The following is a 14,124-nucleotide window of genomic DNA, read 5'->3' on the forward strand; positions in this document are numbered from 1 at the left end:
CGAGATGCAAGTCATTCTGCTCGACAAGATTGGCAAGCTGGGCAACCTGGGTGACCAGGTGTCCGTCAAGGCTGGTTTCGGTCGCAACTATCTGCTGCCGTACGGTCTGGCTGTTCCGGCCACTGCCGAAAACCAGGCGGCTTTCGAAGCTCAGCGCGCTGAGCTGGAAGCACAGGTTGCAGAGCGCAAGGCCGAAGCTGAAGCGCGTGCCGCTCAGCTGAACGAAATCGAACTGTCCCTGGTCGCCAAGGCTGGCGAAGAAGGCAAGCTGTTCGGTTCCATCGGTCCGCGTGATCTGGCCGAAGCCATCGCCCAGTCCGGCATCGACATCGCCAAGAGCGAAGTCCGCATGCCGGAAGGCCCGCTGCGCAACACTGGCGAATACGACATCGTGCTGCAGCTGCACGCTGAAGTGACTGCCACTGTTCGTGTGGTCGTGGTCGGCGAGTAATCGCTGATCCGTGGTGGCTGCCCGGTGATCCGGCGCTGCCACCACAGGTGGTACTCGAACCGCCCTCGCATCCTGGATGCGGGGGCGGTTTTTTTGTGTCTGGCGTTTCTTTGTCGGGCGTGACAGGGAAAATCCTCTGCACGCGGGCAGGGCGGTGACAGGCAAAATCCGGTAGAATGCCTGCCCCCGTGAGGTAGAGCATCATGTGCGGTCGCGATGGTTGGCAGGCTCGCGGCGATGCACGAAAATGGAGGTTCCCGCGGGCGTGTCAGTCATCAGCAGGAGTCAGCCAGGCATGAGCGAGATGCAGGATCAGGATCGCGAGACGGCGGCGCTCAAGGTGCCCCCCAATTCGCTGGAGGCCGAGCAATCGGTCCTCGGCGGTTTGATGCTGGACAACAGCGCCTGGGACACGGTGTCCGAGCGACTGGTGGCCGACGACTTCTATCGCTACGAGCATCGTCTGGTCTACAACGCCATGTCCCAGCTGGTGGGCAGCAGCCGGCCGCTGGATGTGGTCACGTTGTCCGAGTTGCTGGAAAGCCGTGACCAGCTGGAGTCGGTCGGCGGGCTTGCGACCCTCGCCGAGCTTGCGCGCAATACGCCCTCGGCCAGCAACATCAAGGCCTATGCCGACATCGTTCGCGAGCGCGCGACGCTGCGCAAGCTGATCCAGGCGGCCAACCAGATCGCCGAGAGCTCCTTCAGCCCTCAGGGGCGAGACGCCGACGAGCTGGTCAACGAGGCCGAGCGTCTGGTGTTCCAGATCAGCGAATCACGCCCCAAGAGCGGCGGCCCCAAGGGCATGAGTCAGCTGCTGACCGGCGCGGTGGACCGCATCGATGAGCTGTTCAATCTCAAGGGCCAGATGACCGGCCTCTCGACCGGCTTCCGGGACCTGGATGACATGACCTCCGGTCTGCAGCCATCGGACCTGGTGATCATCGCGGGGCGCCCCTCGATGGGCAAGACCACCTTCGCCATGAACCTGGTCGAGCATGCCGTGGTCTCCGGCGACAAGCCGGTGGCCGTGTTCTCGATGGAGATGCCGGCCGAGTCGCTGATGCTGCGCATGATCTCCTCGCTGGGCCGCATCGATCAGACCAAGGTGCGTACCGGTCAGCTGGATGACGAGGATTGGCCGCGGCTGACCTCGGCGGTCAACCTGCTCAAGGACAAGCAGCTGTTCGTCGATGACACGGCGGCCCTGTCGCCCAACGAGATGCGCTCACGCTGTCGCCGCATGGCGCGCGAACACGGCGGCATCGGCCTGATCATGATCGATTACCTGCAATTGATGCAGGTGCCGGGGCTGTCCGAGAACCGTACTGCCGAGATCTCCGAGATCTCGCGCTCGCTCAAGGGGCTGGCCAAGGAATTCGCTTGCCCGGTGGTGGCGCTCTCGCAGCTGAACCGCTCGCTTGAGCAGCGTCCCAACAAGCGCCCCGTGATGTCGGATCTGCGTGAATCCGGCGCCATCGAGCAGGACGCCGATGTCATCGCCTTCGTCTACCGTGATGAGGTCTACAACAAGGACAATCCCGACAACAAGGGCTTGGCCGAGCTGATCATCGGCAAGCAGCGTAACGGCCCCATCGGCACCGTTCACATGGCCTTCATCGGCAAGTACACCCGTTTCGAGGACCTGGCGCCAGACAGTTATGGCCAGGCCTTCGCTGAATGACGTGATGCGCATGCGCATCAAACATGTACCCGGGCGGCGGCAGCGACGTCGCCCCGCAAGACCCGCACTGACGGGGAGGAGATAGCATGGCAGGTGGATTTGGGCGCGGACGCGCACGCACTCCCAAGCTTCAGGGACGCGGTACGCTGGAGAGCCTTGAGCGCGAAGGGCCTTTCAAGGAATGGCTGGGCATGCCGGATCTCTATCGCTTCACGCTGGTCGTGGAGGGCGAGAGCTACAGCTATCAGACCGAAGACAGTGAAGTGCCGGTCGTCGCGGGCGACATGGTGGTCTTCCGTTACAAGGAAACCAAGGCCGGCAAGTGGATCGACCGCAATTCCCTCGGCAAGGCCATCGACCCCAACTCGCTGTAAGGCGTCCACTTCCGGCGTGGCATGAGCGTATTGGCCAGCCACGACCGGGCAGGCTCGTCGCAAGGCGTCCTTGCACGGCAGCACCGCGGTGATGTGCCCGACCCTTCGCTGACACATCACCGCCCCGTGTCATTTTCCTGTCATATCAGCATGCTTTGATTCTGGCATGCTGCCATCCCCGCATCCCGCTTTAGCTGAGGCATCCACTCCCGAATCCGGCCAGGCGCTGGAGGCGTTGCTGCGTCTTCGCCAGTTGCGGATGCATTTCCAGCCCATCGTGGCGGCAGATGGCCGTGAGGTCTTCGCCTACGAGGCACTCGCGCGCGCTGCTGCGGGATGCAGCTTGCGCTCACCGATGGCGATGTTCGAGGCGGCTCGCCAGCATCGGCGTCTCGCCGAGCTGGACGGCCTCTGTCGTGAGCTGGCGCTTGAGCAATGGGCCGAGCAGGGCCTGAGTGAGCGCCTGTTCCTGAACGTGTCGCCGGAGGTGCTGCTGGACAGTGCGCATTCTCGGGGACTGACGCGTCATCTTCTGCATCGCCATGGGCTGCATCCGCATCAGGTCGTCATCGAGTTGACTGAGCAGACCCCGGGGCTTGACCCGGCACTGATGCGTGAGGCCGTCTGCCATTACCAGTCGATGGGCTTCGCCATCGCGCTGGATGACCTCGGTGAAGGGTACGCCAGCCTCAAGCTGTGGTCGGCGGTTCAGCCTGACTTCGTCAAGATCGACCGACACTTCATCAGCGGTATTCATCAGGATTCACTCAAGCGGCGTTTCGTGCGCTCGATCATCGACATCGCCCACGGCAGTGGCAGTCAGGTGATCGCGGAAGGCATCGAGCAGGAAGGCGAGATGGAATGCGTGTCTCAGCTGGGGGCCGAGTATCTGCAAGGCTGGCTGTTTGCGAGCGCCAAGGTGGACCCTGCTCGCCAGCGTGCCGGCCTCGAGCAGCGCCTGCGTCGTCTGAGTCGCCGCCGGCATGCCGCGCCTCTGGCACTCAGTGCCGGCAGCCTGCTGCGGCGGGTGGCGCCGGTACTGCAGGATACCTGTCTCGAGGAGGTGGCCGAGCGTCTGCATGCCGAGCCGGAATTGATGGCGCTGGCAGTGGTGGACGCGCAGCAGCGGCCGGTCGGCATGATCATCCGCCATCGACTGCTGGGATTGCTGAATCAGCGCTTCGGACCGGAGCTGCATGGACGACGGGCGATTCATGAGGTCATGCAGACCCATTCACTGCGTGTCGAGGAAGATGAGCCGCTCGAGCGTCTGTCGGCCAAGCTGCTCGGGCGCCGGGACATTCATCGTGACGAGGATTTCATCATCATGCGAGGGGGATGCTATCGCGGCCTTGGGCGTCCTCTGGATCTGCTGCGTATCCTCGCGGAACGTCAGCTGGCGGTTCGTGCTCAGTGTCCGTGAGCCTCTCCGGGGCGGCGGCCTTGAACATGACGTCATCCAATGGTCATGGCGGTGCCGTTCAATCGTCATCGTCCCCCCGCAAGCTGGCGTGAAGCCTTGACGCCACCTTCACGATGATGGATACCTCAGACAACAGAGGTCCAGGAGCCGACACCATGTCCAGAATTGCCGCTGCCTTCACACCTGCTGGCCTGCTGGTCAGCAACCTGAATGCGCTGATCGCCGAGTATCCGGCACTGGAGGCGCGCGTGATCAGTCATGCCGCCAGCCGCTTCTATCAGGTCCAGCTGGTACTGGAAGCGGGTGCCGATGAAGACGATGAGCGCAGTGAACTGTTGATGAAGCGTGGCAAGCCGATGCTGTTCCGCTCGCTGGAGGATGTCTACAGCGAGCTCAGGCGCGCCGGTCTGTCACGCGCCTGGCTGGTATCCCAGGTGGCCAACGACGAGATGATCGGCCGACCGCCTCAGTACCATCAACCGTTGAGCTCGCGCATCCCCTTGAGCTTCTGAGTCAGCGTCTCCTCTGGGGGATCCAACGGCCGATACGCTCACGGTGGCGGGCAAAGACCCGATAGCCCACATCCAGCAACGGACGCAGCCCCGGCAGCAATGACAGCCTCACCAGGCGCCGATAGCCGAGCACCGCATAGAGGGCTCGGCTGGCGTCCATGCCGACATACCACTCCCCGCGCGCATCCTGCACGTGCAGGCGCCCCATCATCGTCTCGAAGCTCAGCCCCAGAGCATCTGGGGAAAAGTCCTTTGCACGAATGTCGACCGTCCTGACCCGTTCCCGCCTCGGGTGTCTCGCCAGCCAGGCGACCTCCCGCTGGCACAGGGGGCACTTGCCATCGTGATAGAGCGTGACCGGTGCACTGGCCTGCCAGATGCGACTCATGAGGATTCCTTGTCGGTCGTGGAACTGGAGGGCGCGGGATGGTAACCCGCGCGATGGGCACCGCTGCCATAGTCAGCGGCGCTGTCGAGTCGGGCGAGAAAGGCCTCGGCCTGTTGCAGCAATGCCTCGCGCTTGTCGTCCTTCATGCGTCGCCAGCTGCCATAGACCAGCGACATGCGCGGGTTGCGTGACAGTGATTCGCGATGGCGTTCGATGAAGTGCCAATAGAGACTGTTGAAGGGGCAGGCATGCGTGCCGGTGACCTTCTTCGGCGAGTACTGGCATCTGTCGCAGTGATTGGACATGCGATCGATGTACTTGCCCGAGGCACAATAGGGTTTGGAGCCCATCAGGCCGCCATCGGCGTGCAGCACCATGCCCAGGGTATTGGGCAGCTCCACCCACTCGCAGGCATCGACGTAGACCGCCAGATACCAGTCGCACAGCGCCTCGGGCTTCACGCCGCACAGCAGGGCGAAATTGCCGGTGACCATCAGGCGGCGGATATGGTGGGCATAGGCATGATCACGCGTACTGAGGATGGCTTGATCCACACAGCGCATGCCGCTGTCGCCGCGCCAGAAGACCTCCGGTAGATCCCGTGTCGCACTCAGGCGATTCTCCTGCTTGTAGCCGGGCATGCGTGTCCAGTAGATCCCACGCACATACTCTCGCCAACCGAGAATCTGCCGGATGAAGCCCTCGGCGGAGTTGACCGGTACCTCGCCACGTCGCCAGGCATCATCGACGGCAGCGCAGACTTCTTGGGGACTCAGAAGCCCGATATTGAGCGCCGCGGAAAGTCGGGAGTGGAACAGGAAGGGGTCACTGTCATCGATGGCATCCTGATGGCGGCCGAAGTCTGCCAGGCAGTGCGCGAGGAAGTGAGCGAGATCGTCGAGCGCCTGGGCGCGGGTCACGGCCCAGTTGAAGTTGTCCAGATTGCCGAAATGACGCAGCTCACCCTCGGCTCCCTCGCCGAAGCGGGTGTCCACCAGCGTCAGCACTTCGCGCGTCAGCGTATCCTGGCGGTGGTCATGCTGCGGTGGTGGCGGTGACTGGAAGTCGGCGGGAATCGGTTCGCGATTGTCATGATCATGATTGAACTTGCCGCCGGCGGGCTCGCTGCCTTCCATCAACAGGTCCGTGTCACGACGCTGTTCACGGTAGAAGTATTCCATGCGCAATTGCTTGCGTCCGTCGGCCCAGGTCGCGAACTGTGCCGGTGTGGTGAAGAAGCGGTGATCTTCCAGCACCACCCAGGGGATCTCGCCTTCCTCACGGCGTGCGAGGAAGGCCTCCAGCAGTCGCCATTCCCCGGGGCGAGTCACCAGAATGCCGTCACACTGATGGAGCGCGGCCAGCCGATCGGCTTCCAGGATCAGCGATTGACGATTGTCCGGGTCATCCAGGCGGCTTTCATGCACCTGCCAGCCGCAGTCGCGCAGCTCCTGTGCGTGATGGCGCATCGCGGCCAGCATCATCGCGATCTTGTGCGGATGGTGTGGCACGTAGCGGCCTTCCTCCTCGACCTCGCAGAAGGCGATCAGACTCTCGGCAGGTGCCTGCTTGAGGCTCGCAAGCTCGTGACTGAGCTGGTCACCGAGAATCAGCACCAGCGGGCGTGCGAAGTCGTGACGGGTGGCAAGTTGCAGAGTGGAGGTTTCGGGCACGCTGACTCCTGCGGCGGAGCGCAAGCACGGCTTGCGTCAGGTTGTGATAATGATTGTCGTAAAGCTGTACAAATCGTGATGATAGTATAACTTCATCCCTCACGCACAGGGCGAGCTGGTAACATGGCTGCGCTGTCGGTGAGGGTGGCTGGTTGCCGCTTCACCTCTTTTCTTGCCCCTTGTCAGGAGTTCATCGCCCATGAGCACCCCGCGTTTCGGCGTCATGCTGGTCAATCTCGGCACCCCTGAAGCCCCGACACCCAAGGCGGTGCGTCGCTACCTCGCGGAGTTTCTCGGTGATGTACGCGTGATCGACCTGCCGCGTCTGCTCTGGCTGCCGATCCTGCATGGCCTGGTGCTGACGACTCGCCCCAAGAAGGTCGCCGAGGCCTATGCCTCGGTGTGGACGGAAGACGGCTCGCCGCTGATGGCGATCGGCAAGCGTCAGCGTGCCGCGCTGGAGGCGCGTCTGGCCGAATCGCTGGGCGAGGAGATTCCGGTAGAGCTTGCGATGACCTACGGCAAGCCGACCATGGAAGAGGTGGGGCGCAAGCTGGCCAGTCGTGGGGCAGATCGCATCCTGGTGCTGCCGCTCTATCCGCAGTTCTCGCGGACCACGACTGCCGCGGTGTTCGATCGCCTGGCGCGCGCGCTCAAGCCGTGTCCGCACCTGCCGGAACTGCGCTTCGTGCGTGACTACCATGATCATCCTGACTACATCGCCGCGCTGGCCGCCAGTGTCCGTGAACACTGGGAAAAGGCAGGGCATCGCGGCAAGCGTCTGTTGATGAGCTATCACGGCATCCCCAAGCGCTATGCGACGGCGGGCGACCCCTACCCACGCCAGTGCGAGCGCACCAGCCAGCTGCTGGCCGAGGCGTTGGGGCTTGGGGACGATGAGTGGGCGATGACCTATCAGTCCCGCTTCGGCAAGGCCGAGTGGCTCAAGCCGTATACCGATGAGACGCTCAAGGCCTGGGGGGCTGAAGGTCTGGAAAGCGTCGACGTTATCTCGCCGGCCTTCGCGGCCGACTGTCTCGAGACGCTGGAGGAGCTGGAAGAGGAGAATCGCGGCTACTTCACCGAGTCCGGCGGGGGCGAGTTCCGCTACATTCCGGCGCTCAATGACCGTCGTGAGCATATCGATCTGCTAGAGGCACTGTGCCGCCAGCATGCTCAGGGCTGGTGACGAGCAGGGCAGGCATGAGGCCCGCCTGAATGATCTGAGCACCGCAGTCCGAGTGACAGATGCGCAGTGAAACGCTGGAAAGACAGCGCCCCCACCAGTCTCCTGGTGGGGGCGCTTTGCGTTGGTCTGCCGTCTCGCCTCGCGAGAGGAGTGGAGCCGACCGGGGGCAGGTCAGAGCGTCAGGCGAACACGAGCGCTCAGGGCAGGCGCGATTCCGAGGCCTCGGCATTTGCCTCATCCGGTTCGTCTGATACTTCCAGACGTTCCGGCACGTTGCGGGTACGGATGTCCGCCACCAGCTTCTGATGCAGCGCGGCCTTGGACAGCAGGTGCGCGGTCACCGGGGCGGTGATGAACAGGAAGATGGTGATCAGCATCTCCTGGAAGCTGAAGTGACCGGTAGTGGCACGGAAATAGATCATCGACGCCATCAGTACGCAGCCGACCCCCAGGGTGGTGGTCTTGCTGGGGCCGTGCAGACGCATGTAGAAGTCCTTGAGGTGCGTCAGCCCCAGCGATCCGATGAAGGCGAACAGGCCGCCGGCGATCAGGAAGAAGGCGATGACGCCTTCCAGGACAGGATAGAACCAGGTGGGCATGGAGACTCTCCGCTCAGGTCATTCGATGATGTCGCCGCGCAGCAGATACTTGCAGACTGCCACGGTGCTGACGAAGCCCAGCATGGCGATCAGCAGTGCCGCCTCGAAGTAGGCCTTGCTGTTGAGCTGGATGCTGAACAGCACGATCAGCGCGATGGAGTTCACGTACATGGTGTCCACGGCGAGGATGCGGTCCGGCAGGTCCGGGCCGATGGCCAGCCGGAAGACGTTGAGCATCAGGGACGCCGCGAACAGCGCGATGCTGATCCACAGGGCGATGTCTAGCATTCGTAGATCTCCTTCAGCGGGCGCTCGTAGCGCTGGCGGATCTCGTCGATCAATGCCTGTTCATCCTCGACATCCAGTGCATGGATGATCAGATGGCGACCATCCAGCGTGAGATAGGCAGAGACCGTCCCCGGTGTCAGCGTGATGGTGCTCGACAGCAGGGTGATCGGGAACTTCTGCTCGAGCTCCAGCGGATAGCGCACGAAGGCCGGGCGGAATTTCGCACGCGGATTCAGGATGAGTCGCGAGACCTGCAGGTTGGCGATGATGATGTCCAGGATGACGCGCAGCAGGTAGCCGATCAGTCGCCACGGTTTCTGGAGGTCCGGCTGCGGCTCCCAGAAACGATAGGTCAGTGCCGGGATGGCGATGGCCAGCACCGCACCGAGCAATATCTGCCCGGGCGAGACGCTGTTCTGCAGCATCAGCCACACGACCAGCAGCAGGGTCGAGAGCATCGGGGTGGGCAGAACGCGAGAACGAGACTTGATCATTGAGCGTCTCCCTTGAGCGGCAGAGCGGTTTCCGGTGCGGCGTCCTTGCCCAGAAGGGCATCGAGATAGGGTGCCGGGTCCGACAGTTGCTGTGCGGTGGCCTTGGTCCACTGCGAGACGGGACCGGCGAAGACGACCAGTGCCAGTGCGGCGGAGATCAGGCCGCAGGTCGCGATGCCGCGCGCGACACCGAGTCGTTCACCGCTGGGTTCACTGTTGCCGGTGCGCCAGAACACGCTGGAACCGGCACGCGAACAGGCCACGATCGAGCATAGCCCGGCCAGCAGCAGTACTGGCCACAGCCATACCTGCTGCTCCAGTGAGGCGGATGACAGGATCAGCGCCTTGCCGATGGCGCCCGAGAAGGGCGGCAGGCCCGCCGCGGCCGCCGTGCCGATCAGGAACAGTCCGCCCAGCAGGCCCGCCTGCAGCAGTGGCCGTGAGCGCACGATACGGGCGCCGGCCTTGCCGCGCTGGCCTGCCATCACATCCACCAGCAGGAAGAGGCCGCCGGTGACCAGGGTGGAGTGGATCAGGTAGAACAGCAGGGCGCTGTCCGCCGCGATGCTGTTCATGCCCAGCGCCGTCAGCAGCGTACCGACCGAGATCATCACCAGATAGGCCACCAGGGTGCGCAGGTCACGTGCCGAGAGCACGCCGAGCATCGACACGACCAGCGTGGCGAGCCCTGCCCACCACAGCCAGTCGCGACCGAGGTCTGCCAGGGTGCCGGCGTTGTCGGTGAAGATCAGCGAGTAGACGCGCAGGATGGAATAGATGCCGACCTTGGTCATGATCGCGAACAGCGCCGCCACCGGCGCCGAGGCCGCGGCGTAGGCGCGGGGCAGCCAGAAATACAGCGGCAGCATCGCGGCCTTGAGGCCGAATACCACCAGCAGCAGCAGACCGCCGGCTTCCATCAGGCCGGCACGCCCCGGGTCCAGCGTGGTGACGATGACGGCCATGTCGGCCATGTTCAGCGTACCGGTCACGCCGTAGAGGATGCCCAGCGCGATCAGGAAGAACGCCGACCCCATCAGGTTCAGCACCACGTAATGCAGGGCCGACAGCGTGCGTGCCTTGCTGCCGCCGTGCAGCAGCAGGGCGTAGGAGGCGATCAGCAGGACCTCGAAGAACACGAACAGGTTGAAGAGGTCACCGGTCAGGAAGGCGCCGTTGATCCCCATCAGCTGCAGCAGGAACAGGCCATGGAAGTTGGAGCCTGTCTCATCGATGCCCGCCGTGGCATACAGGCAGGCCAGCAGGCCCAGCACCGAGCTGAGCAGCACCATGGTTGCCGACAGGCGATCCAGCACCAGCACGATCCCGAAGGGAGGCTGCCAGTCGCCCAGCGCGTAGTAGCGAATGGTGTCGTCGTTGGCCTGAACGACCAGCGCGATGGCGATGGCCACCATGATGGCCTGGGTGATCAGGCTGATGCTGCGGCGCAGTACCGGCGATGAGCCGCGACTCAGCAGCAGGCAGGCGCCCACCAGCAGCGGCAGGACGATCGGAAGGACAATCAGGTGTTGCAGCATCACTTGCCATCCTCTTTCGAGTCGTCCAGACGGTTGCCGTTGACGTGGTCACTGCCCAGGTCACCGCGCGCGCGCATGGCGAGGATGACCACGAAGGCCGTCATGGCGAAGCCGATCACGATGGCGGTCAGCACCAGTGCCTGGGGCAGCGGGTCCGCCGTGGGCGAGCCTGAGCCGACCACGGCGGGGGTGCCGTGCATGGCAAGCCCCCCCATGGAGAACAGGAACAGGTTGACCGCGTAGGACAATAGCGTCAGTCCGACCACGACAGGGAAGGTGCGCCCGCGCAGGGTCAGGTAGACACCGCAGGCGGCCAGCAGGCCGGTGGTAGTGGCGTAGAGGGCTTCCATCAGCTCTTCTCCTTGGTCGGGCGGTGCGGTGTCGTCAGCTTGCCGAGGTTGGCGAGAATCATCAGGGTCGCGCCGACCACGGTCAGATAGACCCCGAGGTCGAACAGCAGCGCGGTGGCCAGCTCTATTTCACCGATCACGGGAATCGTGAAGTGGCCGAACGATGATGTCAGGAACGGATAGCCGAAGACCCAGCTGCCCGCGCCCGTCAGGCCGGCGATCAACACCCCGGCCGCCGCGACCGGCTGGTAGGGGAAGCGCAGCCAGCGCTGTGTCCAGTCCACGCCGCGCGCGATGTAGAGCAGGATGATGGCCACGGCGGTCACCAGACCGGCGATGAAACCGCCGCCGGGTTCGTTGTGGCCGCGCAGGAAGATGTAGACCGAGACCAGCAGCGCCAGTGGCAGCAGGGTCTGGGACACGGTGGCCAGAATCATCGGGTGGCGGTCCGGCGACCAGTTGCGGCCATCCAGGTCAGTGGACGGCATGAACAGGCGCAGGCGGTTGAGCAGCTTGAAGATCGCCAGTCCGGCAATCCCGAGTACGGTGATCTCGCCCAGCGTATCGAAGCCACGGAAGTCGACAAGAATCACGTTGACCACGTTGTGGCCCCCACCGCCGGAGACCGCATTGGCCATGAAGAAGTCGGAGATCGATTCGACCGGGCGGGTCAGGATGGCGAAGTTGAGGCTTGCGACCACCACGCCGAAGGCGCTGGCGAGCAGGACGTCACGCATGATGCGTCGCGCGCTGGATTCCTTGGGTGTGCGCTGTGGCAGGAAGAACAGTGCCAGCATCAGCAGGATCATCGTCACCACCTCCACCGCCAGCTGGGTCAGTGCCAGGTCCGGGGCGGCAAAGCGTGCAAACGCCAGTGAGGTCATCAGGCCGACCACTGACAGCATCAGCAGGGAGATCAGGCGCTTGCGGTGAGTGATCGCGGTGCCCAGGCCGGCCAGGCCGGTGATCACGGCACCCGTCAGCAGCATGCCATCGAAGGGCTGCTGCTCAAGCTCTCCACCCAGGCGCGGCACGGCCAGCAGGCCGATGCCGACGAAGACCAGCGCGGTCAGCAGCAGCCACAGCATATAGCGCTGCAGCGAACCGTTCTCGAAGCTGTCCATGAAGCGCTCGGACAGTTTCACGACTCGCTGGACGTTGGCCTCGAAGACCAGCAGGGCGTTGCGCGCCCGGAACTGGCGCTGGAAGGCGTACAGATGATGGCGCAGGGCGTAGACGGCGACACCGCCGCCCAGCGCGATGACGCTCATCAGCAGCGGCAGGTTGAAGCCGTGCCAGATGGCGAGACTGAAGTCCGGCACCGGCGCTGCCAGTACGCTGGCGGAGGCGCTCACCAGCAGGTCCTTGATCACCAGTGACGGCAGGATGCCCACCAGCAGGCAGATCAGCACTAGCACCTCGATGGGCAGCTTCATGTAGCGCGGCGGCTCATGCGGGGTCTTGGGCAGGTCCTTCGGCTCGCCATTGAAGAAGACGTCGTGGATGAAGCGCAGCGAGTAGGCCACCGACAGGATGCCACCGAGGGTCGCCAGCGCCGGAATCAGCCAGGAAAGACCGCCCAGCAGCTGGGCATCGAGGCTCTCGGCAAAGAACATTTCCTTGGACAGGAAGCCGTTGAGCAGCGGCACGCCGGCCATCGAGGCCGAGGCGACCATCGCCAGCACCGTGGTATGCGGCATGTAACGGTACAGGCCGTTGAGCTTGCGGATGTCACGCGTGCCACATTCGTGGTCGACGATGCCGGCTGCCATGAACAGCGAGGCCTTGAAGGTCGCGTGATTGATGATGTGCAGCAGGCCCGCGACGGCGGCCATCTGGCTGTTGAAGCCGAACAGCAGCGTGATCAGACCCAGATGACTGATGGTCGAGAAGGCCAGCACACCCTTGAGGTCCTGCTTCATCAAGGCGAACCAGGCGCCATACAGCAGGGTGGCAAGGCCCGTGAGGCTGACGATGTAGAACCAGAGATCAGTCCCCGAGAGCACCGGGTGCATGCGCGCCAGCAGAAAGACCCCGGCCTTGACCATGGTGGCGGAGTGCAGGAAGGCGGACACCGGTGTCGGAGCCGACATCGCGTGGGGCAGCCAGAACTGGAACGGGAACTGCGCGGACTTGGTGAAGGCGCCCAGCAGCACCAGTACCAGTGCGACAGGATACAGCTCGTGGGAGCGGATCTGGTCTGCCGCCGCGAGGACGTCATCGAACTGGTAGCTGCCGACGATATGACCGATGACCAGGATGCCGGCCAGCAGCGCCAGCCCGCCCGCACCGGTGACGGTCAGTGCCATGCGGGCGCCCTTGCGCGCCTCGCTCAGCTGATACCAGTAACCGATCAGCAGGAAGGAGCTGAGACTGGTCAGCTCCCAGAACACCCACATCAACAGCAGGTTGTCCGCCATGACGATGCCGAGCATCGCGGTCATGAACAGCATCAGGAAGCTGTAGAGGCGTGCCAGCGAGTCCTCGCTCGACAGGTAGTAGCGAGAATAGAGAATGATCAGCAGTCCGATGCCGAGAATCAGCAGGACGAACAGAGCTGACAGGCCATCGAAGCGTAGCGCCAGATCCAGCCCCAGTTCGGTGATCCACGGCAGGTGGAACTGGGCTATCTGGCCGGCGAAGACATCGCCGAGATGGAAGACGGCGATACCAAGTGCCAGGGCAGGGGCAACCGCCGTCAGCCAGGCAAGGCGGCCGCGGGGCAGGTCTCTGGCCATCAACGGCACCAGGGCACCGAGCAATGGCAGTAGCACGATCAACAGCAGGGTCATGGAAGACTCGCTCCAGTCGTTGTAGGGCGTTGTCCCTCTGTCGTCAGCGGAGCGGACACGGGCTCAGGGCCAGGCCACCAGCTTCGAGGTCGGGACGCGGATTTCGGCCACTGGGTGCCGATAGGATAGGCGAGCGCATTGCAGGCTGCCGAGGTTGCCACCTCTGGATCACGCTTCCGTGTCAGGTCGACGCCTGCTCGGGAGGTGCGTGCCGCCATCAAGTGGCGGGAATGGGTGGCAGTGGCAGCCGATGGCGGCTCAGAGGTTCAGGCGCCCGGCAGGGACGCAGGTACCTCGGGATGAGACGTCACCGCCGCGGGCGGATCAGTCAGAAAGGGGAGGCGCACGGCACGAGGTGCCAGCATCCAG

General features: G+C 63.8%; 14 protein-coding genes. 6 read left to right on the forward strand and 8 right to left on the reverse strand.

All coding sequences use genetic code 11. The features are described 5' to 3' along the window. Window positions 1–4: 4 nt before the first annotated feature. The 5 genes from rplI to HXS66_RS04595 all read left to right on the forward strand — a co-directional run bounded on the left by rplI (window position 5) and on the right by HXS66_RS04595 (window position 4,444). Window positions 5–451: a 50S ribosomal protein L9 gene (gene rplI, locus HXS66_RS04575; protein WP_065392637.1), complete on the forward strand. Its 447-nt coding sequence runs from the start codon at window positions 5–7 to the stop codon at window positions 449–451. Between the two features lie 304 nt (window positions 452–755). After that, window positions 756–2,135, forward strand: coding sequence for a replicative DNA helicase (gene dnaB / locus HXS66_RS04580; protein WP_077379359.1), 1,380 nt, complete (start codon window positions 756–758; stop codon window positions 2,133–2,135). Window positions 2,136–2,221: 86 nt separating this feature from the next. Beyond that, on the forward strand, window positions 2,222–2,509 hold the full coding sequence (locus HXS66_RS04585; RefSeq protein ID WP_043334752.1) for a hypothetical protein: 288 nt from the start codon (window positions 2,222–2,224) through the stop codon (window positions 2,507–2,509). 166 nt (window positions 2,510–2,675) lie between these two features. Further along, window positions 2,676–3,932: an EAL domain-containing protein gene (locus HXS66_RS04590; protein WP_176502963.1), complete on the forward strand. Its 1,257-nt coding sequence runs from the start codon at window positions 2,676–2,678 to the stop codon at window positions 3,930–3,932. Window positions 3,933–4,087: 155 nt separating this feature from the next. Next, complete coding sequence (locus HXS66_RS04595) at window positions 4,088–4,444, forward strand: DUF6482 family protein (RefSeq protein ID WP_219815849.1); 357 nt, start codon at window positions 4,088–4,090, stop codon at window positions 4,442–4,444. 1 nt (window position 4,445) lies between these two features. Here HXS66_RS04595 and HXS66_RS04600 read toward each other — a convergent pair whose 3' ends face one another. Further along, window positions 4,446–4,832, reverse strand: coding sequence for a thiol-disulfide oxidoreductase DCC family protein (locus HXS66_RS04600; protein WP_176502964.1), 387 nt, complete (start codon window positions 4,830–4,832; stop codon window positions 4,446–4,448). Continuing rightward, window positions 4,829–6,505: a cryptochrome/photolyase family protein gene (locus HXS66_RS04605; RefSeq protein ID WP_255303096.1), complete on the reverse strand. Its 1,677-nt coding sequence runs from the start codon at window positions 6,503–6,505 to the stop codon at window positions 4,829–4,831. The genes HXS66_RS04600 and HXS66_RS04605 overlap by 4 nt, the downstream gene beginning before the upstream one ends. A gap of 199 nt (window positions 6,506–6,704) precedes the next feature. Here HXS66_RS04605 and hemH point away from each other — a divergent pair, with 199 nt between their 5' ends. Then, window positions 6,705–7,694 carry a ferrochelatase gene (hemH, locus tag HXS66_RS04610; RefSeq protein ID WP_077378824.1) on the forward strand — a complete coding sequence of 330 codons (990 nt, stop codon included), beginning with the start codon at window positions 6,705–6,707 and terminating at the stop codon, window positions 7,692–7,694. 197 nt (window positions 7,695–7,891) lie between these two features. On the opposite strand, the gene HXS66_RS04615 is transcribed toward hemH, so the two are convergent. The 6 genes from HXS66_RS04615 to HXS66_RS04640 are packed head-to-tail and all read right to left on the reverse strand — an operon-like array spanning window position 7,892 to window position 13,755. Further along, window positions 7,892–8,293, reverse strand: coding sequence for a Na+/H+ antiporter subunit G (locus tag HXS66_RS04615; protein ID WP_077378827.1), 402 nt, complete (start codon window positions 8,291–8,293; stop codon window positions 7,892–7,894). A gap of 18 nt (window positions 8,294–8,311) precedes the next feature. Beyond that, entirely contained in the window at window positions 8,312–8,581 is a 270-nt protein-coding gene (locus HXS66_RS04620) for a K+/H+ antiporter subunit F (RefSeq protein ID WP_077378830.1), read from the reverse strand. Further along, window positions 8,575–9,075 carry a Na+/H+ antiporter subunit E gene (locus HXS66_RS04625; protein WP_077378833.1) on the reverse strand — a complete coding sequence of 167 codons (501 nt, stop codon included), beginning with the start codon at window positions 9,073–9,075 and terminating at the stop codon, window positions 8,575–8,577. Before HXS66_RS04625 ends, HXS66_RS04620 begins: the two co-directional genes overlap by 7 nt. Then, a complete protein-coding gene (locus HXS66_RS04630; protein WP_136939081.1) occupies window positions 9,072–10,613 on the reverse strand; it encodes a monovalent cation/H+ antiporter subunit D in 1,542 nt (513 codons plus the stop codon). Before HXS66_RS04630 ends, HXS66_RS04625 begins: the two co-directional genes overlap by 4 nt. Continuing rightward, window positions 10,613–10,963 carry a Na+/H+ antiporter subunit C gene (locus tag HXS66_RS04635; RefSeq protein ID WP_077378839.1) on the reverse strand — a complete coding sequence of 117 codons (351 nt, stop codon included), beginning with the start codon at window positions 10,961–10,963 and terminating at the stop codon, window positions 10,613–10,615. The genes HXS66_RS04630 and HXS66_RS04635 overlap by 1 nt, the downstream gene beginning before the upstream one ends. Then, the gene (locus tag HXS66_RS04640; protein ID WP_136939080.1) at window positions 10,963–13,755 is read right to left on the reverse strand and encodes a monovalent cation/H+ antiporter subunit A; all 2,793 of its coding nucleotides are present in this window, start codon (window positions 13,753–13,755) and stop codon (window positions 10,963–10,965) included. The genes HXS66_RS04635 and HXS66_RS04640 overlap by 1 nt, the downstream gene beginning before the upstream one ends. Between the last annotated feature and the right edge of the window lie 369 nt (window positions 13,756–14,124).

This window comes from Cobetia sp. 5-11-6-3 (genome assembly GCF_013374055.1).
Classification (GTDB): domain Bacteria; phylum Pseudomonadota; class Gammaproteobacteria; order Pseudomonadales; family Halomonadaceae; genus Cobetia; species Cobetia marina.